Below are 20721 nucleotides of genomic sequence, written 5' to 3' on the forward strand. Positions count from 1 at the left end.
CCCTTCAGATCAATAGACGCGGGCCTTGGGCTCGATCTTGTAAGGATCGATGCCCTCGGCAATCAGGTCGGTATGGACCGGGCGATAGTCGAGCTTGACGTCACCCGCATCATTGATCCAGGCGAGCGTGTGCTTCCGCCAGTTGACGTCGTCACGGCCGGCGAATGCACCATCGGTATAATCTTCGCGGGCATGCGAGCCGCGGCTTTCCTTGCGGGCCTCGGCGCCATAAACCGTGGTGATGGCGTTGGCCATCAGGTTATGCAGTTCCAACGTCTCGACGAGATCGGAGTTCCAGATCATCGAACGGTCGGTGACCTTCACATCTTTCATCTCGCCCCAGATCTGGCTCATGCGGCGACAGCCGGATTCGAGCGATTCCTGGGTGCGGAACACGGCAGCGTCGTCCTGCATGGTACGCTGCATGCGGTCGCGCAGAACAGCCGTCGGCGTGCCGCCCGAAGCATGACGCAGACCGTCGAAACGATCCATGATCTTGTCGCAGGCAGCCGTGTTCAGCGCCGGGATCGGCGAAGCGCGGTCGATGACCTGACCGGCGCGGATCGCGGCGGCGCGACCGAAGACCACGAGGTCGATCAGCGAGTTGGAACCGAGACGGTTTGCACCGTGAACCGAGGCGCAACCGGCTTCACCCACGGCCATCAGGCCGGGCAGGATGCGTTCCGGGTTGTTGCTATCGGCATTGAGCACTTCACCCCAATAGTTGGTCGGGATACCGCCCATATTGTAGTGAACTGTCGGCAGAACCGGGATCGGTTCGCGCGTCACATCAACGCCTGCAAAAATCTTGGCGCTCTCGGAAATGCCCGGCAGACGCTCGTGCAAAACGGCCGGATCAAGATGGTCGAGATGCAGGAAGATGTGATCCTTGTTCTTGCCGACGCCGCGGCCTTCACGGATTTCCATCGTCATGCAGCGCGAAACAACGTCACGCGAGGCAAGATCCTTGGCAGAAGGCGCATAACGCTCCATGAAGCGTTCGCCTTCCGAGTTGACGAGATAACCGCCTTCGCCGCGCGCGCCTTCGGTGATCAGGCAGCCCGAACCGTAAATGCCGGTCGGGTGGAACTGAACGAATTCCATGTCCTGCATCGGCAGGCCGGCGCGTGCCACCATGCCACCACCGTCGCCGGTGCAGGTATGGGCAGACGTTGCCGAGAAATAGGCGCGGCCGTAACCGCCGGTCGCCAGAACCACCATCTTGGCGGCGAAACGATGGATCGTGCCGTCATCGAGGTTCCAGGCCACGACGCCTTCGCAGCGACTGCCATCATCCGACATGATCAGGTCGAGCGCGAAATATTCAATGAAGAATTCGGCATTGTTGCGCAGCGACTGGCCATACAGCGTGTGCAGGATGGCGTGGCCGGTACGGTCGGCGGCAGCGCAGGTGCGCTGCACCGGCGGGCCGGCGCCAAAATTCTGCATGTGACCGCCAAACGGGCGCTGGTAGATCTTGCCTTCCTCGTTACGCGAGAACGGCACGCCGTAATGCTCGAGTTCGTAAACGGCCTTCGGCGCTTCCATGACCATGTACTGCATGGCATCGACGTCACCGAGCCAGTCGGAACCCTTGACGGTGTCATAGAGGTGCCACTGCCAGCTGTCCGGCGTCATGTTCTGCAGCGAGGCAGCAATGCCGCCCTGAGCCGCAACCGTGTGCGAACGGGTCGGGAAAACTTTTGTGATGCAGGCGGTTTTAAAACCCTGTTCAGCCATGCCGAGCGTGGCGCGCAGGCCGGCGCCACCGGCGCCAACGACGATCACGTCATAGGAATGGTCGACATAGGTGTAAGCTTTGCCGTTCTGGGCGATGGGTGTGACGGATGCCATGGCGGGTTATCCTACGAACGCAATTTTCAGAACGGCGAAAAGACAGAGACCACCGATCAGCATTGCAAAGAATGTATTGAGCATCATCACGAAGAACTTCAGGCCTTCATGATGGACATAGTCGACGATGATTTCCTGGATACCGATGCGCATATGCACGAGACCGGCAATGATCATCATGCCGAACAGTACGGCGACGATCGGGTTCGACAGCGCACGGACAACGTCCTCGTAAGGAGCGCCCGCATAACGGATCAGGAAAACGATGAAGAAGATGGCCAGCGGCACCATGGCCACGGCAGACATCCGCTGCACCCAGAAATGCTCGGTGCCTGCCTTGGCAGAACCGAGACCGCGAACTTTGCCCAGAGGCGTACGCATATCCATGATTTTTCCCCTCAGATCGCCAGACCGACGATCCAGATCACCACGGTGAGACAGATCGACACGACAGGAAGCGCGATCGCCATCTTGGTGGTGAAGTGCTTGTCGAAACCGTGGCCCATGTCCCACATGAAATGGCGCATGCCGCCGAGCATATGGTGAACCAGCGCCCAAGTGTAACCGAACAGCACGATGAGGCCGATCCAGGTACCGAGCAACCAGCTGATCCAGTCGAAATACGGCTTGCCCGAGGCTGCGGCAATTAGCCACCATGCCAAAATAATGGTTCCCACAGCCAGTGCTCCACCGGTAATACGGTGAACGATCGACATGACCATAGTGGGAATGGGTTTGTAGATTTGCAGGTGCGGCGACAGGGGCCGCTTGTTCGTCACATTCGCCATCATATCCTCGCGGCGTATACACGGGGCGCGGCCATACCTCCTGGCGCGTTCCCGGCAATGCACGATGCCGAAGAAATGTGCATTGCATCATGCGATGCTTTAATCGCCCATTGCCACAACGACAAGCTTATTTCAGAGCGATTCCAAATTTAATCGATTGGGGAACGACGCCGCTCCGCGCGATATTCTCGCCGACGAAAGTTAACCATTTCAGTCAGTTTTCTTTCTGCGGAAAAAGTACTGGCGCTTTCTCGATGCTTGTGTGTTAACGATTGATTAACCGTAATGCGTTCGGAGGATCCGCCATGATGGCGAAAAGCTTCTGCCGCGGCATGACTGCCGCTCTTCTGTTTGTGTGCGCCGCACCCGTCGCGAATGCCGTTGATCATTCTCTTGGTAGCGGCAATGGGGCGCTCGGCAATAATATCAGTACCTATTCCCAGGGCAGTATTGAGCAGGTCGACAGTTATGACATCGGCCGCACCTACGCGTCGCTGATTGTTTTGGGTTTTGAATTGAACGATGGGGAACTAACGGAAAACCCCACCACTGTCCTAGCGCCAAAGGCAAAGATCATCGATGTCGACGCTACGGCCTACGACGAGGCTTTTGCGCCAAGAAATGGCTGCGTGATGGAATCGGGCGTCTGTGTGATTCGCGGCGACCGCTAATCCTTCAAGCGAACCGCCAGACGGTGGTTCGCTTGACCTCACCGTCTTCCAGCGCGCGGGTCACCGGCACCTCATAGGTCGCCAGCGCAACGAGGCTCTCCTTCGGGCAATAGCTGCGGCCGGGATCGCCTACGATCACCAACTTGCCCTGATCTGACAGCCGCTTGAACCACGGCACCAGAGCAGCCGCAAAATCGCGATCGTAAAAAACGTCGCCAGCCAGAATGACATCGGCTTCGACGGACTGACCGACCAGATTTTCGCGCATGAAGGCAAGTTCGACACCGTTGGCTTCGGCATTGAGCGATACGGCCATTTCCACCCAAGGGTCGATATCGGCAGCCAGAACGTGGGCCGCCCCGGCTTTCATCGCCGCAATCGCCACAAGACCGGAACCAGTGGCAAAATCCAGCACACGTTTGCCTGCCACGAGATCCGGATGATCGAAAACATACCGGGCCAGCCCCTGCCCGCCCGCCCAGGCAAAGGCCCAGAAGGGCGGCGGCAAGCCGATCTCCTGCAACTCATCCTCGGTTTTGAGCCAGAGATCATGCGCTTCACTGGCCAGATGCAATTGCACCTCCGGCACATGCGGCGGGCGCATGAGATCGGTATTGGCCAGAATGAAGTCTTTGGGATCGGTCTTCACGCCGCATCCGCCCTTCAGATCAATCCGGCGATTTCGGTGGGTTGTCGACACCGCCGAGACGGCAGACCTCGAAATATTCCTCGTCCGTCACCGGCTGCACCGAAAGCCGCATCGATGTCACCAGCGACATCTTTTCGAACTTTGGATTGGCCTTGACGTCCTTGAGCGTGATCGGCTTCGGCACGTCGGTAACGGCGCGGATATCGACGCAATCCCATTTGGGATCGCCCTTGGCCGACGAATCGGGATGCGACAGCGCGCAGACTTCGACGATGCCGACGATCTCCAGCCCCTCGTTGGAGTGGTAGAAAAACCCCTTGTCGCCGATCTTCATGGCCCGCATGTTGTTGCGCGCCTGATAGTTGCGCACACCGGTCCATTCTTCGCCGACAGCGCCCTTGGCCTTTTGCTGTTCCCAGGACCAGACATCGGGTTCGGATTTGAAAAGCCAGTAAGCCATGTCAGATCAAGCCTTCGGCGGGTTGAAAACCCAGTTGAACGGTTTCACTTCGACCTTTTCGAACAGGCCGGCTTTTGCGTAAGGATCAGCATCGGCAAGCGCTTTCGCTTCCTCGATCGTCGCAGTCTCGACGATTACGAGACTGCCATTCGGCTTGCCATCGGCATCAAGAAACGGGCCGGCCATTTTCAGGATGCCCTTGTCGTTGAGTGCCGTCAGGTGCTCCACATGCGGCGGGCGCGTGGCCATGCGCAATTCGAGCGAATTCGGCTTGTCGGTGCAGATGAAGGAAAAGAGAGGCATCGTGTCAGAACTCCCGTGACGATTAAGATTATTCCGTGGTGATCGGCCGCGTCATCAATGCTTCCATGGCAGCACGTACGCCAAGCCGGCCATCGATTATGGCCGCAACGGCTTCCGCCACCGGCATCTCGATACCGTTCTTGCGCGCCAGCCGGACGGCGACGGAAGCAGTATGCGCACCTTCAACCAATCCGCCCGCAGCGGCATCCGCCGGCACGCCTTCGCCGAGTGCTATGCCGAAACGCAGATTGCGCGACTGATGGCTGGTCGCCGTCAGCACCAGATCACCCAGACCCGAAAGCCCGCGAACGGTATCGGCAGAACCACCCAGCGCCACGACCAGACGTGACATTTCAGCAAGCCCCCGCGCGATCAGCGCCGCGCGGGCGCTATCGCCAAGACCGGCGCCTTCAACGACGCCGCAGGCAATCGCCAGCACGTTTTTCAAGGCACCGCCAAGCTGAACGCCGATGCGATCGGATGAGGCATAGAGGCGAAAGGTCGGGCTGGAAATGGTCTGCGCCAGATGTTCGGCAGCACCCAGATCCTCGGCCGCGATCGACATGGCCGTCGGCAGGCCGCGCGCGATATCGGCGGCAAAACCGGGACCGGAAAGCACGGCGACGGTGTTGTTCGGCAGTGATGCCCGCAACACATCCGTCAGCATCCGGCCGGAGGAGCGCTCAATCCCCTTGGCACAGGTTACGACGACAACATCATTGCGTAGATAGGGACCGTAATAATGCGCGGCGGCATCATGCGCCTGTGCCGGCATGGCAAACAGGACGAGATCGGCCTGTTCCAGCGCATCTGGCTCGGCGGAAAACTGAAGATTGTCCGGCAAGGGCACGCCCGGAAGTGCTGCATCATGGATGCGGTCGTCGCGCAGATCCGCCATCAACGCGAGATCGCGGCCGATCAGTGTCACGTCCGAGCGGCCATCCAGCGCCATGACGGTAGCAAGCGCGGTGCCGAAAGCACCGGCACCGATGACGGCGATCTTCTGTCTGTCGCTCATGCCTTCGCTCCCCGTTTGCCGGAACCGAGCAGCGTCTGCGCCTCGGTATCAAGCGGCCAGCGCGAGCGCGGCGCCACTTCGAGCGTATCTGGCGAAACATCCTTGGCCATCCGCTCGAGCCCGGCCCATGCGATCATCGAGGCGTTATCGGTACACAGGTTCATCGGCGGCGCAATAAAATTGAAACGGTGTTCGGTGCAAAGCGCCTGCAGCGTACGACGGATTTCCTGATTGGCAGCAACACCACCGGCAACCACCAGCGCAGGATTTTCCACGCCACCATATTCTGCCTTGAAGCGAGCAAGGCCACGGCCGATACGGTCCTTCAGCGTGCGAGAAATCGCCTTCTGGAACGACGCGCAGATGTCGGCGACGTCCTGATCGGAGAGCGGCGCGATTTCGGTCGCCGCCTGCCGCACGGCCGTCTTCAGGCCAGAGAAGGAGAAATCGAGACGGGCCTCGCCGACCAGTGGGCGTGGCAGCACAAAGCGATCGGGATTGCCGGACAATGCTGCCTTTTCGACAGCCGGACCACCCGGGTAAGGCAGGCCCAGAAGTTTTGCCGTCTTGTCGAACGCTTCGCCAAGCGCATCGTCGATGGTCGTGCCCCAGCGCTCGTATTCGCCGACACCCTTGACCAGAATGAGCTGGGTATGACCGCCGGAAACGAGCAGCATCAGGTAAGGGAAAGACAAACCGTCGGTCAGCCGCGCCGTCAGCGCATGGCCTTCGAGATGGTTGATCGCATAAAGCGGTTTTCCCGTGGCAAGCGACATCGCCTTGGCCGTCATCAGGCCGACCAGCAGCCCGCCGATGAGGCCCGGGCCGGAGGTCGCGGCAATCGCATCGATATCCGACAGCGACAGATTGGCGCGGGCAAGCGCCTCGTCGATCAGCCCGTCGACAGCCTCTACATGGGCGCGCGCGGCAATTTCCGGCACCACGCCACCATAGGCGCTGTGCTCTTCAAGTTGAGAAAAAACAACGTCGGAGAGAATTTCACCACGCCCGTCGTCGTGACGTGCGACCACCGCCGCGGCGGTCTCGTCGCAGCTGGTTTCGATGCCGAGAATACGCAGAAACGGTGCCATGGGTCTGTCGGATTGATTGCGATGGGGCTAGAAGCCGGTTACGAAGCTACCGCCTAACAATGGATGACTGCGGATGCAAACAAAACCTTTCCGGATCGGCACGCGCGGCAGCCCGCTTGCGCTCGCCCAGGCTGCCGAGACCCGTTCCCGGCTGATGGAGGCCCATGGCCTGCCAGAGGAAATGTTCGAGGTCGTGGTGCTTTCGACCAAGGGCGACCGCATTACCGACCGCGCCTTGAGCGAGATTGGCGGCAAAGGCCTGTTCACCGAGGAACTGGAACAGCAACTGCTGTCCGGCGAGCTGGATTTTGCCGTTCACTCCTCCAAGGACATGCCGACATGGCTGCCAGAGGGCCTGGAAATTTCCGCCTATCTGCCGCGCGAGGATTTTCGCGATGCCGTTGTTGGTCGCACCGCGCCGAGCCTGACCGCCCTGCCAGACCGCGCCATCGTCGGCTCTGCCTCGCTGCGCCGACAGGCCCTGATCCGCCGCATGCGCCCGGATATCGAGGTCATCGTATTCCGAGGCTCGGTCGAAACACGTCTGCGCAAGCTTAACGAGGGCCAGGTCGATGCCACACTTCTGGCGCTTGCAGGCCTGAAACGGCTCGGCCGCGAGGATGTGGTCACAGAACTCCTCGACCCGACGGAATTTCCGCCGGCCCCGGCACAGGGCGCGATCTGCATCGAAAGCCGCATCGGTGATCACCGCGTGCTGGACCTGCTCGAAGGCATCAACCACAAACCGACCTATGATGCGGTTTCCTGCGAACGGGCGTTTCTGGAAGTGCTGGACGGGTCCTGTCGCACGCCGATCGCCGGTTATACGATCCTGGATGGCGACCATCTGCAATTTTCCGGCCTGATTCTCACGCCCGATGGCACACGCGAACATGCCGTCAGCATCGACGGTTTGCGTGGTGACGCCGTCAAGCTCGGCAAGCAAGCCGGTGAAACGGTTCGCACCGCCGCCGGCCCCGGCTTTTTCGCCAGCTGGAGCTGATCATGCGTGTGGTGGTGACACGGCCGCTGAACCGGGCTGAAGTCACCGCCACAGAACTTCGCGGCATGGGGCATGAACCGCTGCTGTTGCCGCTGAGCGCAGCCCGACACCTTACGAATGCGGCAGCGCGGGCGCTTACCAAGTCTTATCCGGCCATCGCGCTGACCAGTGCGGAAGCACTGCGGGCCCTCGCTGGTTTGGATCTGTCAAACCACCTGCAGACACCGCTGTTTGCCGTCGGACGCAAGACAGCTGCAGCAGCGCAAAATTCCGGCTTCCAGAATATCCGCATAGCCGATGGCGACGGCGCTTCGCTAGCTGAACTGATTGTGCAACATGCGCCGTCTGGTGTTGTTTATCTGACGGGACGGCCACGATCACCGACCTTTGAAACAGCGCTTCACGCAGCCGAAATCCCCCATTCCGTCGTTGAGTGTTACGAGATGGTGCCGCTCCAGCCATCGCCTGCAGACATCCGGACACTGCTTGCCACGCCATCTGGTGCCATTCTTTTTCATTCGCGCGAAACGGCTCGCCTCTTTTTCGCGCTACCGGCAATTGCCGATAACCTCACTGTATTGCGCTCCAGCATCATCGCCTGCCTCAGTGCCCGCGTCGCTGACGTCATCCCTGACTTGCTGCAGGACCGTGTAAAAATTGCCGAACGGCCTGATGAAGCCAGCTTGCTGGCACTTCTGTAACCATCACGTCGGATAACAAGGCACTCGCAGCGGCCTAATTGGGCTCTCGCCCCTTCCCTTCGCTGGTCGCGCTGTCTACTTTTGTTTTGAATGCCAAGAAATGAGGTTGCCATGGTTTCGGACAAGCCCCCACGCCGCTCCAAATCGGACAAGTCTCCCGTCACGATCGATCTTGCGACCGAAGACGTCAGCACGATTGCGACACCCGTGCGCAGTGATGACAGCGACATCCCGGCGGCTGCGGCAAAGACGGACGCCAAGGCGGCTGATGCAGGCAAACCTGTATCCGCCAAGGATGACACCGTGACATCCAAGGCCGAAGCGGCAAAGCCTGTAGACACCAGGGCCGCCGAAGCAAAACCGGCAGCCGCAGGTGGTACGGCAACCGGCGAGGTTGAACCGACCAAGGCAGCCGAGACGCCCAAGACCAACGCTACGAGCAGCGGACCGGGCACCAGTGCCCCGACATCAGCTCCGACACCGGCAGCAAACACGTCGTCCGGCAGCAGCGCGGCCGCGTCAGGCAATAACAACACAAGCGCCAATACGGTCAGCAGTTCTGCCAACACAGGTTCCCCCAGAAACTTCGGAACCAGTACCGCCAGCGCAAGCAGCACCCCGCGCACGTCATCGACGGCGGTAAAACCTGATCCGCAACCGAAGCCGGCAACGGCCAGCGCCGATGCGACATCCGCCGCGAAAGCGCCTGCCCGTCAGGCGCCGGCAACCTCATCGCTGATCGCCGCCGGCATCTTTGGCGGCATCGTCGCATTGGCATTGGCCGGCAGCATGTTTTACGCAGGCATCATCCCCGGCGCATCGAGCGGCAACACGAATGAAACCGCTCAACTTCAGCAACAGATAGACAGCCTCAACCAGCAGCTGACATCCAGCACGGCTGCGATCGAGGCTCTCAAGACCACGGCAACGGCCGCCGATGGTGGCAATGTCGGCACCGAGATCGCCGAACGTCTGGCGGCCTTGGAAAGCCGGATTGCCGAAGCCGGTTCAAACACCGCGGCCTCCGATGCCCTTACGCAGCGCCTCGCAGCGCTTGAAACCAAGGTCGACCAACCCGGCCGCGAAGAAGCCGTTGCCAAAGCGCTTGCCGCTTCAGCACTCAAGACAGCAATCGATCGCGGCGGTCCCTTCACCGGCGAACTGCAGACCTTTGCCGGCATTGCTGGCAACGATCCCGCCGTGCAGACGCTGGAAAAGTTTGCACAAAGCGGTGTTCCATCGACATCCGACCTCGTCCAGAAGTTTCCGCAGACGGCCACAACCATCCTGAACGCGGCCCACCAGACTGATGATCAGGCAGGGGTTGGTAGCCGGCTACTGTCCAGCGCCATGCAGATGGTAAAGGTTCGTCCCGTGGGCGATGTCGAAGGCGATACGCCGGAAGCGATCGTCGCCCGCATGGAAGACAAGCTGCGAAAGGGTGATCTGAAGGGTGCGTCAACCGAATGGGATGCCCTGCCGCAAACCGCCAAGGATGCGTCGGTCGCCTACAAGCAGACGCTCGATGCACGTATCGAGGTCGATGGTCTTGTCGACAATACGCTCAACCGCGCCATTTCAGGCGCCAGCAATGCAGGCTGAGGTTCATCGATGATCCGTTTGTTTTTATTCGCCATCGTTGTTCTGGCCTGTGGCTGGGGTTTTTCCTGGCTGGCCGACAGGCCGGGTGAAGTGGTTATTACCTGGGGTGGGCAGCTGATCCAGGTCAGCGTAATGGTGGCGGCAACCCTGTTGGTTGCCATCGTGGCCGCCATGATGTTCATCGGCTGGCTGGTGCGCATCATCTGGAGTTCGCCGCATCTGGTGCAGCGCCATTTTCGCGCCCGCAAGCGCGACCGCGGTTATCAGGCGCTGTCGACAGGTCTGATCGCCGCCGGTGCCGGCAATGCCAATCTGGCTCGCAAGATGAGCCTGCGCAGCCGGAGCCTTATTCGAGCCGATCAGGAGCCGCTGATCCTGTTGCTTGAGGCACAGACCGCGCTGATCGAAGGCAAACACGACGAAGCCCGCTCGATATTCGAATCCATGTCGCAGGACCCGGAAACGCGGGAAATTGGCTTGCGTGGCCTCTACATGGAAGCCCGCCGTCTCGGCGCCGATGAAGCCGCGAGGCAATATGCGGAGCGTGCCGCAGAAAATGCGCCCTACCTGCCCTGGGCCGCGCAGGCGACGCTCGAATATCGCTCACAGGCCGGTCGCTGGGAAGATGCCATTCGCCTTCTCGACCAGCAGCGCGTGGCCGGCATAATTGAGCGCGACAAAGCCGATCGCCTGAAGGCCGTGCTTCTGACCGCAAGGGCTGGCGAAAAACTGGAGGGTGATCCGCGCGGCGCCCGCGACGATGCCACGGCAGCTCTTAAACTGGCAAAGGATCTTGTCCCGGCCGGGGTCATCGCTGCCAAGGCTCATGCTCGTGAAAATAATCTGCGCAAGACAGCATCCGTTCTTGAAAGCCTCTGGAAGATCACGCCGCACCCGGAACTGGCCGAGGCCTATATTCGTGCCCGCAGCGGCGACAGCACGGCCGACCGCCTGAAACGCGCCGAAAAACTGGAAGCCCTGCGCCCCAACAACGTCGAATCGCTGATTGCCGTTGCCCGGGCCGCGCTGGACGCGCGGGATTTTGCCAAAGCTCGCGCCAAGGCAGAGTCCGCCGCTCGCATGGATTCGCGCGAGGGCGTCTATCTGCTTCTTGCCGATATCGAGGAAGCAGACACCGGCGATCAGGGCCGCGTGCGCCACTGGCTTGGCCAGGCCCTGCGCGCACCACGTGATCCGGCTTGGGTGGCGGACGGCATCGTTTCGGATCATTGGCTCGCCGTTTCCCCAAAAACGGGCAAGCTGGACGCATTGGAATGGAAGGTGCCGTTCGGTCAGCTGGAAGGCCCTGTCGAGGAAGGCAGCCTGGCCGAAAACGCCATCGCCAGTCTGCCGGCCGTCCACACCGCGCCGGAACGGACGGAGGTGAAGGCTGCCGAGGCAAAGCCGGAGGAGAAAACCTCCATCGTGACGGAACCGACAGCTGCCCCTGCGCACGCCGAAACATCAAAATTTTCACCACTGACCTTTGTAACGGTTGAGGAAAAGCCGATCTCCAAACCGGCGCCGACACCAGCAAGGACACCAGCCCCAGCACAGACGCCGGCACCGGCAAAAACCGAAACTGCGGCGAGCGAAGCGGAATCGGAACCTGATCCGTTCAATGGCAGGCCGCCGGATGATCCAGGCGTAAAGGATCAAACTGCAAGCAACGAAGCGCCGACGCGGCTGAGGCTTTACTGATGCTGGATAGGATTCAAGCTTTCCTCCAGGCGCTGACGGCCGACAGACCCGAAAACGAGTTTTCAGGCGATGATCCGCGCGTTGCCTTCGCGGCACTCTGTTTTCAGGTGATGGAAGCGGATGGCACGGTTTCGAAGTCCGAAATGCAGCGCCTGAAGGATCTGCTTGGAGAACGTTATGGTCTGACAAGCGGTCAATTGCAGGCACTGATCGAGGCCGGTCAGGAAGCCGGTCTCGAGGCGGTGGATTATTACCGGTTCACATCGGACCTGAAACGCCATCTATCGCCGGAGGAATGCACGGAATTGCTCGGCATTCTCTGGGATCTCGTTTATGCCGATGGCGACCGCAGCGAAATGGAAGACCACGTCATCTGGCGGGTTGCCGATCTGCTCGGTATATCCGCGCGCGATCGCGTTCTTCTGCGTCAGCAGGCCGCCACACGTGCAAAATCCGAAATCCTTGCCGAGGAGACCGAGGAATAGGCATGATCGTCTCGCCTGACCGTCGCAAGAACAAGGCACCGATACTCGTCGTTCTACATCAGGAACGGTCGTCACCCGGCCGCGTCGGGCAGATGCTGGTGGAGAAAGGCTTTCCGCTCGATATCCGCCGTCCGGCACTTGGCGACAGTTTGCCTTCGACGCTGGCAGATCATTCAGGCGCCGTCATTTTCGGTGGCCCCATGAGCGCCAATGACGAGCATGACTTCGTCAAAGACGAGATCGACTGGATCAAGGTACCGCTCAAGGAAAACAAGCCCTATCTCGGCATCTGTCTCGGTGCGCAAATGCTGGTGCGTCATTTAGGGTCCAAGGTGCATGCCGACAGACAGGGCACGACCGAAATCGGCTGGTATCCGATCCGCCCGACCGAACACGGCCGCCTGCTGATGCACTGGCCGAAGATGGTCTATCAATTTCATCGCGAGGGGTTTGACGTGCCGCGTGGCGCGCAGCTTCTGGCGGAAGGCGATGCCTATCCGCATCAGGCCATCCGTTATGGCGACAATGCCTGGGGCGTGCAGTTCCACGCCGAACTCACACGCGCCATGATGCAGCGCTGGGTCGTTCACGGTGCCGAACGTTTTACGATGCCGAATGCGCAGGTCGGCAGCCGGCATCTTGAAGGCCGGATGCTGTTCGACCAGCCGCTCAAGGAATGGCTGTGGAACTACCTCGATCTGGTTTTCGAACCTGAAAGGCAAGAAGCCGAGCTGCCCAAATACAGCCCGGCTCCAAAATCGGCAAACGCCTGAGCCTTATCGTTCCGTCCGGTCCGGTGCCTGCAGGCTGTCGATCTTCCGCAACTGCGGAAAACCCAGAGACCATATCACCGCGACCGCCAGCGTGCCAAAGCCGCCGATGACGACAGCTGGAACCGCACCGATGACATGCGCCATCGTGCCGGCACGAAATTCGCCCAGTTCATTCGACGCACCGATAAAGACGCTGTTGACGGCGTTGACACGACCGCGCACTTCATCGGGCGTCCACAAGGCGATCAGCGTTTCGCGGACGTAGACGGAAATCATGTCGGACGCGCCCATCACCGCAAGCGCTGCAATCGATATCCAAGGTGTCTGCGACAGACCGAACACCGCCGTACCGAGACCGAACAGCGCGACGCCCACGAACATGGCGATACCGGCATTGTGCTGGATCGGGCGAAACGCGAGCCAGATCGCCACGATGATCGCACCGACACCCGGCGCCGATCGCAGCAGGCCAAGACCAAGCGGACCAAGCGCCAGAACATCCGTCGCGAATACCGGCATCAGCGCAACGGCACCACCGAGAAGCACGGCGAACAGGTCGAGCGAGATGGCTCCGAGCACAACCTTCTCCCGGCTGATGAAACTGAAGCCAGCCAGGATTTCCGTCCAGCTCGTCGCCTTGGAGGACGTGCGCTGCGCGGGCTTGGGGATGATCGACACCAGAAGAGCGCCAATGACGAACATGGCAAGTGCGACCGAATAGGCAACCGAAGCCCCGAGACCGTAAAGCAAGCCGCCGGCCACCGGGCCGATGATCGATGCCATCTGCCAAGAAGAGGAATTCCAGGCAATCGCGTTGGCCAGATCTTTTTCCGGAACGAGATTGGGTGCCAGGGACTGCACAGCCGGCCCCATGAAGGCACGCTCGATGCCGAAGAGAACGAGGATGATGAAGACAGGAAGCGGCTCGAAGGCGCCCGCCAGCGTCAACCCCAGAAGCGCTGCGGCAGAGATAGCGGCGAGCACCATGCAGGCCGAAACGATGACACGGCGATTGTAACGATCAGCCACCGAACCGGTGACAAGGATCAAAAGCAGCGCCGGCAGGAACTGCACCAGGCCGATCAGGCCGAGATAGAGCGTGTTGCGCGTCACCTCATACATCTGCCAACCGACGGAGACGCTAACGATCTGGATGGCGAAGGCCGCCAGGAAACGCGAGGAAAAGAACAGGGCATAGGAGCGATGCCGGAAAGCGGCAAAACGATCTCCCGAAGTCGAGATGCTCATGGGAAACGCACTTTCAGAAAGCCGGAGGCGGCAGGACTGTCACGAGCGCCCGTTAAACATGTTTCATGGCAGCCAACGGCGCAGCACTTGCTCGTTAAGGCCCCAATGTCTACATGTCTGTCAACCACGAAATGGAGAACTCGATGGCGGGCATTATTTTCGCTCTGATCCAAGTCATTCAGATGGCACTGACGCTGTTCGTCTACATCCTTATCGCCAGCGCCATCTTTTCCTGGCTCTATGCGTTCAACGTCATCAATTCACGCAACCAGTTCGTTAATTCGATCGGTTCGTTCCTGTATAACGTCACCGAACCGGTCCTGCGCCCGATCCGCCGCGTGATGCCGAACCTTGGCGGCATCGACATTTCGCCGATCATCCTGATCCTGCTCATCTACTTCCTGCAGATGATCATAGCCAATCCGATTGCCCCGGCGCTGCTCTCGCTGGTTTCCTGAGGGGAACCGGCTTGAAAAAGCCGTTCAATCTCTATGAAGATCATCTGCGGCTCTCGATCCGGCTGACGCCGAACGGGGGCCGCGATTCTATCGAGGGCATGGAAGTGGATGCCGAGGGCCACGCCTATCTGAAGGCGCGGGTTTCGGCTGTGCCGGAAGACGGCAAGGCCAACAAGGCATTGATCGCCCTTCTTTCCAAGAAACTGCGCCTACCCAAAAGCGCGATCAGCGTCATCTCGGGCGAAACCGCGCGTAAAAAAATCCTCCGGATCGATGGCGACCCGGAGGATTTGAAAGCGAAAATGGAAGGCCTGACGGCCTGATTATTTCTGGGCGTTGTAGCGATCGATCGCTTCGACGATCAGTTTCTTGGCAACGTCGACATCCTGCCAGCCGCCGATCTTTACCCACTTGCCGGGCTCCAGATCCTTGTAGTGCTCGAAGAAGTGCTCGATCTGCTTCAGAGTGATTTCCGGCAGATCGGTATAGTTCGTGATCTTGTCGTAGCGCTGCGTCAGCTTGGGAACCGGAACGGCGATGATCTTCTCGTCCTTGCCGCCATCATCTTCCATGATCATCACGCCGATCGGGCGGACGTTGATGACGCAACCCGGGATGAGCGGGCGCGTGTTGCAGATCAGCACGTCGCACGGATCGCCATCTTCGGAAAGCGTGTGCGGAATGAAGCCGTAGTTACCCGGATAGGTCATCGGCGTGTAGAGGAAGCGGTCGACGATCAGCGCGCCGGCATCCTTGTCCATCTCGTACTTGATCGGCTGGCCGCCGACCGGAACTTCAACGATGACATTGACGTCTTCAGGCGGGTTTTTGCCGATGGAAATGGCGTCGATACGCATTCTGATCCTCGAAGTAATTGAACATTCGGGGATTTGGATAACGGGATTTCAGGGACATGGCAACCTGCCATTTACCAAACCCGACTGAGGATCGGGTATCGCCCGCGGGCAAAATCAGGGCCAGACGAAACCGATCTTGCGCAGGTTGGCACCACCGAAATCCTCCACACCTTCAGCGAGGTCATGCCCTCCGTGGCGGCGGAAGAAACGCGTGGCATTTTCACTGTCTTCCAGGCACCAGACCACAAGGCCGTTGCAGCCAAGCGACTTCAGCAGCCGGCGTGTCTCGCCGAAAAGGCGACGACCAAGCCCAATGCCCTGATATTCGGGACGCAGATAGATTTCATAGATTTCGCCATCCTGCGGCAGAGCCTTGGCTCGATTGAGGCCGACAGTCGCATAACCGGCAATGGTTCCGGCAACATCGAGCACCAGCAGCGTTGCTGGCCCGCGAGCCGCCTTGCGCCACCAGCCTTCGTTGCGGCGCTCCAGCATCTGCGTGAGCGGCTTGTGGGGAATAAGGCCCGTATAGGCCTGTGCCCATGCGGCACGATGCACCTCGGAAATTTCCCGGGCATCATTCGGCTCGGCGCGCCGCACATCTATGGATAACGTCTTCATAACGCCACTCTGGTCTCGCAGGGGCTGATTCGCCAATCCCGGTGGTGACTCCGGACGGCTTTGCCCACAGCCTAATCGGCCATTAAATTTCCGTGAAGGTTAACGCTTTTTTAATGGGCCCGACAAGCCTGTGCCGATGCAGCGCACATTAAAAAACCCGGCACGAAGGCCGGGTTTTTCTGTCTTGGTTAAGACGCTCGATCAGAGAGCGGCCTTCGACTTGTCGAAGCGCTTGCGGTCGTTGGCGTCGAGGTAGATCTTGCGAAGGCGGATCGACTTCGGCGTGACTTCCATCAACTCGTCGTCCTGGATCCAGGACAGAGCGCGGTCGAGCGTCATGCGGATCGGCGGGGTCAGACGAACGGCTTCGTCCTTGCCAGCCGAACGGATGTTCGTCAGCTGCTTGCCCTTGAGCACGTTGACCTCGAGGTCGTTGTCGCGGGTATGGATACCGATGATCATGCCCATGTAGACCTTTTCACCCGGCTCGATGATCATCGGGCCGCGATCTTCCAGGTTGAACATCGCGTAAGCGACGGCTTCGCCGGACTGGTTGGACAACAGAACGCCGTTCGTACGACCGGTGATTTCACCCTTGTACGGCTGGTAGTCGTTGAACAGGCGGTTCATGATCGCCGTGCCGCGCGTGTCTGTCAGCAGTTCAGACTGGTAACCGATAAGGCCACGGGTCGGCGCGAGGAACTTCAGGCGAACGCGGCTGCCGCCCGAAGGACGCAGTTCGGTCATCTCGGCCTTGCGCTCGGACATCTTCTGAACGACGATGCCGGAATGTTCTTCATCGACGTCGATGACGACTTCTTCGATCGGCTCCATGGTCTGGCCGTTCTCGTCCTTGTGCATGACGACGCGCGGACGCGACACGGCAAGCTCAAAGCCTTCACGGCGCATGGTTTCGATCAGAACGGCGAGCTGAAGTTCGCCGCGGCCGGATACGTAGAACGAATCCTTGCCTTCGGCTTCTTCGATCTTCAGCGCAACGTTGCCTTCGGCTTCCTTGAACAGGCGGTCACGGATGACGCGCGAGGTGACCTTGTCGCCTTCTGTGCCTGCAAGCGGGCTGTCGTTGACGATGAAGGACATGGTGACGGTCGGCGGGTCGATCGGCTGTGCCTGCATGGCTTCCGAAACAGACGGGTCGCAGAACGTGTCGGCAACCGTGCCCTTGGAGAGACCGGCGATGGCGACGATGTCACCGGCAACAGCTTCTTCGATCGGCTGACGCTCGATGCCGCGGAATGCGAGGATCTTGGAGATACGGCCGGTTTCGACAGTCTTGCCGTCCTGCGACAGAACCTTGACGGCCTGGTTCGGCTTGATCGAGCCGGAGGCGACGCGACCGGTGATGATGCGGCCGAGGAACGGGTTGGCTTCGAGAAGCGTACCGATCATACGGAACGGGCCTTCTTCGACCTTCGGCTCCGGAACGTGCTTGAGCACGAGGTCGAGCAACGGTGCCAGACCTTCGTCCTTCGGGCCTTCCGGGTTGACGTTCATCCAGCCATCACGACCAGAACCGTAGAGGATCGGGAAGTCGAGCTGCTCGTCGGTGGCGTCGAGGTTTGCGAACAGGTCGAAAACTTCGTTGATGACTTCTTCGTGGCGGCCGTCCGGACGGTCGATCTTGTTGATCGCGACGATCGGGCGAAGACCGACCTTCAGCGCCTTGCCGACCACGAACTTGGTCTGCGGCATCGGGCCTTCCGACGAGTCGACCAGAACGATCGCGCCATCCACCATCGACAGAATGCGCTCGACTTCGCCACCGAAGTCGGCGTGGCCGGGGGTGTCGACGATGTTGACGCGAACGCCCTTCCACTCAACCGAAGTTGCCTTCGCGAGAATGGTGATGCCGCGTTCCTTTTCGAGATCGTTCGAGTCCATGACGCGTTCTGCAACGCGCTGGTTCTCGCGGAACGAGCCCGACTGTTTCAGGAGCTCGTCAACGAGCGTCGTTTTGCCATGGTCAACGTGCGCGATGATCGCGATGTTGCGAAGTGCCATATTGGGGTTCTCTGAGTTTGGGGCGCGACAATCGGGAGGAGGCGCCAATTTCGTTGGCGCGCTCTTACCCTGTTTTTCCCGTTTGCGAAAGGGGGCGAAGGTTTTCGCACCTCCCTAACCGCTTCCCACAAAGAATCAATGACAATTCAAGCGCGAACGATCAACCGTCGCTACCGGAAAGCTCCGCCATGACCGCGAGGCCCTTTTTCTTCAACATCGCGGTCGGATCCGGCAGCTTGCCACGGAACGCCTTGTACGTGTCTTCCGGATCGATCGAGCCGCCAACCGAATAGATATTGTTCTTCAGCTTGCGCGCCATGACAGGATCGAATGCATTGCCGCTTTCCTCGAAGGCGGCAAAGGCATCGGCATCCAGCACTTCCGACCACATATAGGAATAATAACCGGCCGAATAACCATCGCCGGAGAAGACGTGCTGGAAATGCGGCGTGGCGTGACGCATGACGATGGAGGCTGGCATGCCAAGCTCGTCCAGGACCTCAGCCTGAACCGCCAGCGGATCCTCGACCGGGCCACGCGTGTGGAATGCCATGTCGACCAGAGCCGAAGAGGTGAATTCCACGGTTGCAAAACCGGCATTGAAGGTGCGGGCCGCCAGAACCTTGTCGAGCAGCGCCTTCGGCATCGGCTTGCCGGTGTCGTGATGCACCGCGTATTTTTCGAGAATTTCCGGCACCGTCAGCCAGTGCTCGTAAAGCTGCGACGGCAATTCGACGAAATCGCGCGACACGCCGGTGCCCGACACCGACGGATAGGTGACATTGGACAACATGCCGTGCAGCGCGTGGCCGAACTCGTGAAACAGGGTTCGCGCGTCATCGAGCGACAGCAGCGCAGGCTTGCCAGCGGCAGGTTTTGCAAAATTACAGACGTTATAAATGATCGGCAGTTCGCCTTCCGCGCCGCTCTTCAGCACCAGCTTGTGCTGCGACTGGAAAGAACTCATCCATGCACCCGAACGCTTGGAGGAACGGGCAAAATAGTCACCAAGGAACATCGCCTTCAGTGCGCCGGTTTCGTCACGCACTTCAAAAACCCGCACATCCGGGTGATAGGCGGTAATGCCGGAAACTTCCCTGATATCGACGCCAAACAGGCGCTTGGCGACATCAAAGCAAGCCTCGATGATCTTTTCCAGCTGCAGGTAAGGCTTCAGTTCCGACTCCGAAAAATCGAACATGCGCTCACGCAGCTTTTCGGCATAAAAGCGCCAGTCCCATGGCATGACCGCGTGGTTCTTTCCTTCCTCGGCAATCAAACCGGAAAGGCTTTGCTCCTCCTCCAGCGCCTTGGCACGTGCCTTTTCCCATACCTGATGCAGCAGGTCATTCACCGCTTCGGCGGTCTTGGCCATGGTGTTGTCGAGCTTGAGAGCGGCAAAATCGGCATAGCCGAGAAGTTTCGCCTTTTCGGAACGCAGAGCCAGTGTTTCCTTGACGATGCCGATATTGTCGGTCGCGCCACCGTTGCGGCCGCGCGCCGCCCAGGCTTCAAAAGCCCGCTCGCGCAATTCGCGGCGCTCGGAAAACGTCAGGAACGGTTCGATGATCGAACGGGACAGGGTGACGGCGAAGGCGCCCGGCGAACCGCGATCCTCTGCAGCTGACGACATGGCATCGCGCACAAAATCCGGCAAGCCGGCAAGATCGGCCTCGTCCGTCAGGATCAGCGACCAGTCCTTCTCATCGGCCAGGACGTTCTGACCAAAACTGGCGCCGAGACCGGCAAGGGTTTCGTTGATCTTGGCAAGACGCTCCTGCTCCTCCTTGGCGAGCTTTGCACCGGCCTTCACAAAACCCTTCCAGTGGCGTTCGAGCACACGCGTCTGCTCAAGATCGAGATCCAGCGTCGAGCGGGCGTCCCAGAGCGTATCGACACGCGCGAACAGCGCCGCATTCATGCCGATCTTCGAGTAGTGCCGCGACATTTTTGGCGCGACGTCGCGCTCCAGTCCCTGGATCACCTCGTTCGTATGCGCACCCGCCTTGTTCCAGAACAGTGCCGATACGCGAGACAAGGCATCACCGGCGATTTCGAGCGCGACGATGGTGTTTTCAAACGTCGGGGTTTGCGTATTGTCCGCAATCGCATCGATTTCCGCCTCGTGCGCGGCAAGAGCGACATCAAAGGCGACGGCAAAATCCTCGTCCTTCACCAGTTCGAATTTCGGCAGGCCGTTCTGGCCGTTCCAGTCGACGAGGGCGGGATTGATCTGCTGTTCGATTGCCATGCGCGCATGTCCTCTGCATCAATGTTAAGTCTGTGGGATACTACATAGGAAAAACATTTCAGGATTGGGAGGGTTTCACGCCAACCCGATGCGGAGAACATTCGTCGCATCGGGTTTTGGAATACCCCCTTATTTCGCCGGCTTTTTGGTTTTCCTTGTGGGCAG

At 59.8% G+C, this 20721-nt stretch carries 22 protein-coding genes; 9 read left to right on the top strand and 13 right to left on the bottom strand.

Translation table 11 applies throughout. The features are described 5' to 3' along the window. Positions 1-9: 9 nt before the first annotated feature. From sdhA to sdhC, 3 genes are read right to left on the bottom strand one after another with little or no spacing between them, the layout of a single operon-like run. Positions 10-1854: a succinate dehydrogenase flavoprotein subunit gene (gene sdhA / locus GAO09_RS17810; protein WP_153355448.1), complete on the bottom strand. Its 1845-nt coding sequence runs from the start codon at positions 1852-1854 to the stop codon at positions 10-12. Positions 1855-1860: 6 nt separating this feature from the next. Continuing rightward, positions 1861-2241, bottom strand: coding sequence for a succinate dehydrogenase, hydrophobic membrane anchor protein (sdhD, locus tag GAO09_RS17815; protein ID WP_153355450.1), 381 nt, complete (start codon positions 2239-2241; stop codon positions 1861-1863). 11 nt (positions 2242-2252) lie between these two features. Next, complete coding sequence (sdhC, locus tag GAO09_RS17820) at positions 2253-2642, bottom strand: succinate dehydrogenase, cytochrome b556 subunit (RefSeq protein ID WP_153355452.1); 390 nt, start codon at positions 2640-2642, stop codon at positions 2253-2255. Between the two features lie 305 nt (positions 2643-2947). Between sdhC and GAO09_RS17825 the strand changes: the two genes are divergently transcribed. Further along, positions 2948-3313: a hypothetical protein gene (locus GAO09_RS17825; protein ID WP_153355454.1), complete on the top strand. Its 366-nt coding sequence runs from the start codon at positions 2948-2950 to the stop codon at positions 3311-3313. A gap of 4 nt (positions 3314-3317) precedes the next feature. Here GAO09_RS17825 and GAO09_RS17830 read toward each other — a convergent pair whose 3' ends face one another. From GAO09_RS17830 to tsaD, 5 genes are read right to left on the bottom strand one after another with little or no spacing between them, the layout of a single operon-like run. Next, a complete protein-coding gene (locus GAO09_RS17830) occupies positions 3318-3962 on the bottom strand; it encodes a class I SAM-dependent methyltransferase (RefSeq protein ID WP_324185503.1) in 645 nt (214 codons plus the stop codon). A gap of 19 nt (positions 3963-3981) precedes the next feature. Then, the gene (locus GAO09_RS17835; protein ID WP_153355456.1) at positions 3982-4422 is read right to left on the bottom strand and encodes an EVE domain-containing protein; all 441 of its coding nucleotides are present in this window, start codon (positions 4420-4422) and stop codon (positions 3982-3984) included. Between the two features lie 6 nt (positions 4423-4428). Further along, positions 4429-4725, bottom strand: coding sequence for a YciI family protein (locus tag GAO09_RS17840; protein ID WP_153355458.1), 297 nt, complete (start codon positions 4723-4725; stop codon positions 4429-4431). A gap of 28 nt (positions 4726-4753) precedes the next feature. Beyond that, complete coding sequence (locus GAO09_RS17845; RefSeq protein ID WP_153355460.1) at positions 4754-5743, bottom strand: NAD(P)H-dependent glycerol-3-phosphate dehydrogenase; 990 nt, start codon at positions 5741-5743, stop codon at positions 4754-4756. Continuing rightward, a complete protein-coding gene (tsaD, locus tag GAO09_RS17850; RefSeq protein ID WP_153355462.1) occupies positions 5740-6834 on the bottom strand; it encodes a tRNA (adenosine(37)-N6)-threonylcarbamoyltransferase complex transferase subunit TsaD in 1095 nt (364 codons plus the stop codon). Before tsaD ends, GAO09_RS17845 begins: the two co-directional genes overlap by 4 nt. A gap of 73 nt (positions 6835-6907) precedes the next feature. On the opposite strand from tsaD, the gene hemC reads away from it, so the two are divergent. The 6 genes from hemC to GAO09_RS17880 all read left to right on the top strand — a co-directional run bounded on the left by hemC (position 6908) and on the right by GAO09_RS17880 (position 13099). Next, positions 6908-7837 carry a hydroxymethylbilane synthase gene (hemC, locus tag GAO09_RS17855; RefSeq protein WP_153355464.1) on the top strand — a complete coding sequence of 310 codons (930 nt, stop codon included), beginning with the start codon at positions 6908-6910 and terminating at the stop codon, positions 7835-7837. A 2-nt stretch (positions 7838-7839) separates the two neighbouring features. After that, positions 7840-8538: a uroporphyrinogen-III synthase gene (locus GAO09_RS17860; protein WP_153355466.1), complete on the top strand. Its 699-nt coding sequence runs from the start codon at positions 7840-7842 to the stop codon at positions 8536-8538. Positions 8539-8649: 111 nt separating this feature from the next. Continuing rightward, positions 8650-10140: a COG4223 family protein gene (locus tag GAO09_RS17865; RefSeq protein WP_209018752.1), complete on the top strand. Its 1491-nt coding sequence runs from the start codon at positions 8650-8652 to the stop codon at positions 10138-10140. Positions 10141-10149: 9 nt separating this feature from the next. Next, on the top strand, positions 10150-11841 hold the full coding sequence (locus GAO09_RS17870) for a heme biosynthesis protein HemY (RefSeq protein WP_153355470.1): 1692 nt from the start codon (positions 10150-10152) through the stop codon (positions 11839-11841). After that, positions 11841-12326, top strand: a complete 486-nt coding sequence (locus GAO09_RS17875; protein WP_153355472.1) for a tellurite resistance TerB family protein — start codon at positions 11841-11843, stop codon at positions 12324-12326. Before GAO09_RS17870 ends, GAO09_RS17875 begins: the two co-directional genes overlap by 1 nt. A gap of 2 nt (positions 12327-12328) precedes the next feature. Next, positions 12329-13099 carry a glutamine amidotransferase gene (locus GAO09_RS17880; RefSeq protein WP_153355474.1) on the top strand — a complete coding sequence of 257 codons (771 nt, stop codon included), beginning with the start codon at positions 12329-12331 and terminating at the stop codon, positions 13097-13099. A 3-nt stretch (positions 13100-13102) separates the two neighbouring features. On the opposite strand, the gene GAO09_RS17885 is transcribed toward GAO09_RS17880, so the two are convergent. Further along, the gene (locus tag GAO09_RS17885) at positions 13103-14347 is read right to left on the bottom strand and encodes an MFS transporter (protein ID WP_153355476.1); all 1245 of its coding nucleotides are present in this window, start codon (positions 14345-14347) and stop codon (positions 13103-13105) included. Between the two features lie 113 nt (positions 14348-14460). On the opposite strand from GAO09_RS17885, the gene GAO09_RS17890 reads away from it, so the two are divergent. Together GAO09_RS17890 and GAO09_RS17895 are read left to right on the top strand one after the other, a co-directional pair. Next, positions 14461-14805 carry a YggT family protein gene (locus GAO09_RS17890; protein WP_153355478.1) on the top strand — a complete coding sequence of 115 codons (345 nt, stop codon included), beginning with the start codon at positions 14461-14463 and terminating at the stop codon, positions 14803-14805. An 11-nt stretch (positions 14806-14816) separates the two neighbouring features. Next, positions 14817-15128 carry a DUF167 domain-containing protein gene (locus GAO09_RS17895; RefSeq protein ID WP_153355480.1) on the top strand — a complete coding sequence of 104 codons (312 nt, stop codon included), beginning with the start codon at positions 14817-14819 and terminating at the stop codon, positions 15126-15128. Here the strand turns inward: GAO09_RS17895 and ppa are convergent, their stop codons facing one another. From ppa to GAO09_RS17915, 4 genes are all read right to left on the bottom strand, one after another. Beyond that, positions 15129-15662, bottom strand: coding sequence for an inorganic diphosphatase (gene ppa, locus GAO09_RS17900; protein WP_153355482.1), 534 nt, complete (start codon positions 15660-15662; stop codon positions 15129-15131). It lies immediately after the preceding gene. Positions 15663-15776: 114 nt separating this feature from the next. Then, complete coding sequence (locus tag GAO09_RS17905; RefSeq protein ID WP_153355484.1) at positions 15777-16283, bottom strand: GNAT family N-acetyltransferase; 507 nt, start codon at positions 16281-16283, stop codon at positions 15777-15779. 201 nt (positions 16284-16484) lie between these two features. Continuing rightward, on the bottom strand, positions 16485-18305 hold the full coding sequence (typA, locus tag GAO09_RS17910) for a translational GTPase TypA (protein WP_153355486.1): 1821 nt from the start codon (positions 18303-18305) through the stop codon (positions 16485-16487). 160 nt (positions 18306-18465) lie between these two features. Beyond that, the gene (locus GAO09_RS17915; RefSeq protein ID WP_153355488.1) at positions 18466-20556 is read right to left on the bottom strand and encodes a M3 family metallopeptidase; all 2091 of its coding nucleotides are present in this window, start codon (positions 20554-20556) and stop codon (positions 18466-18468) included. Positions 20557-20721 lie beyond the last annotated feature (165 nt).

Origin of the sequence: Endobacterium cereale (assembly GCF_009617585.1) — a bacterium.
GTDB classification, from domain to species: domain Bacteria; phylum Pseudomonadota; class Alphaproteobacteria; order Rhizobiales; family Rhizobiaceae; genus Neorhizobium; species Neorhizobium cereale.

Coding starts and splice junctions, on each gene's coding strand:
- sdhA (WP_153355448.1), bottom strand. CDS start 1,854: ATGGCATCCGTCACACCCATCGCCCAGAACGGCAAAGCTTACACCTAT.
- sdhD (WP_153355450.1), bottom strand. CDS start 2,241: ATGGATATGCGTACGCCTCTGGGCAAAGTTCGCGGTCTCGGTTCTGCC.
- sdhC (WP_153355452.1), bottom strand. CDS start 2,642: ATGGCGAATGTGACGAACAAGCGGCCCCTGTCGCCGCACCTGCAAATC.
- GAO09_RS17825 (WP_153355454.1), top strand. CDS start 2,948: ATGATGGCGAAAAGCTTCTGCCGCGGCATGACTGCCGCTCTTCTGTTT.
- GAO09_RS17835 (WP_153355456.1), bottom strand. CDS start 4,422: ATGGCTTACTGGCTTTTCAAATCCGAACCCGATGTCTGGTCCTGGGAA.
- GAO09_RS17840 (WP_153355458.1), bottom strand. CDS start 4,725: ATGCCTCTCTTTTCCTTCATCTGCACCGACAAGCCGAATTCGCTCGAA.
- GAO09_RS17845 (WP_153355460.1), bottom strand. CDS start 5,743: ATGAGCGACAGACAGAAGATCGCCGTCATCGGTGCCGGTGCTTTCGGC.
- tsaD (WP_153355462.1), bottom strand. CDS start 6,834: ATGGCACCGTTTCTGCGTATTCTCGGCATCGAAACCAGCTGCGACGAG.
- hemC (WP_153355464.1), top strand. CDS start 6,908: ATGCAAACAAAACCTTTCCGGATCGGCACGCGCGGCAGCCCGCTTGCG.
- GAO09_RS17860 (WP_153355466.1), top strand. CDS start 7,840: ATGCGTGTGGTGGTGACACGGCCGCTGAACCGGGCTGAAGTCACCGCC.
- GAO09_RS17865 (WP_209018752.1), top strand. CDS start 8,650: ATGGTTTCGGACAAGCCCCCACGCCGCTCCAAATCGGACAAGTCTCCC.
- GAO09_RS17870 (WP_153355470.1), top strand. CDS start 10,150: ATGATCCGTTTGTTTTTATTCGCCATCGTTGTTCTGGCCTGTGGCTGG.
- GAO09_RS17875 (WP_153355472.1), top strand. CDS start 11,841: ATGCTGGATAGGATTCAAGCTTTCCTCCAGGCGCTGACGGCCGACAGA.
- GAO09_RS17880 (WP_153355474.1), top strand. CDS start 12,329: ATGATCGTCTCGCCTGACCGTCGCAAGAACAAGGCACCGATACTCGTC.
- GAO09_RS17885 (WP_153355476.1), bottom strand. CDS start 14,347: ATGAGCATCTCGACTTCGGGAGATCGTTTTGCCGCTTTCCGGCATCGC.
- GAO09_RS17890 (WP_153355478.1), top strand. CDS start 14,461: ATGTCTGTCAACCACGAAATGGAGAACTCGATGGCGGGCATTATTTTC.
- ppa (WP_153355482.1), bottom strand. CDS start 15,662: ATGCGTATCGACGCCATTTCCATCGGCAAAAACCCGCCTGAAGACGTC.
- GAO09_RS17905 (WP_153355484.1), bottom strand. CDS start 16,283: ATGAAGACGTTATCCATAGATGTGCGGCGCGCCGAGCCGAATGATGCC.
- typA (WP_153355486.1), bottom strand. CDS start 18,305: ATGGCACTTCGCAACATCGCGATCATCGCGCACGTTGACCATGGCAAA.
- GAO09_RS17915 (WP_153355488.1), bottom strand. CDS start 20,556: ATGGCAATCGAACAGCAGATCAATCCCGCCCTCGTCGACTGGAACGGC.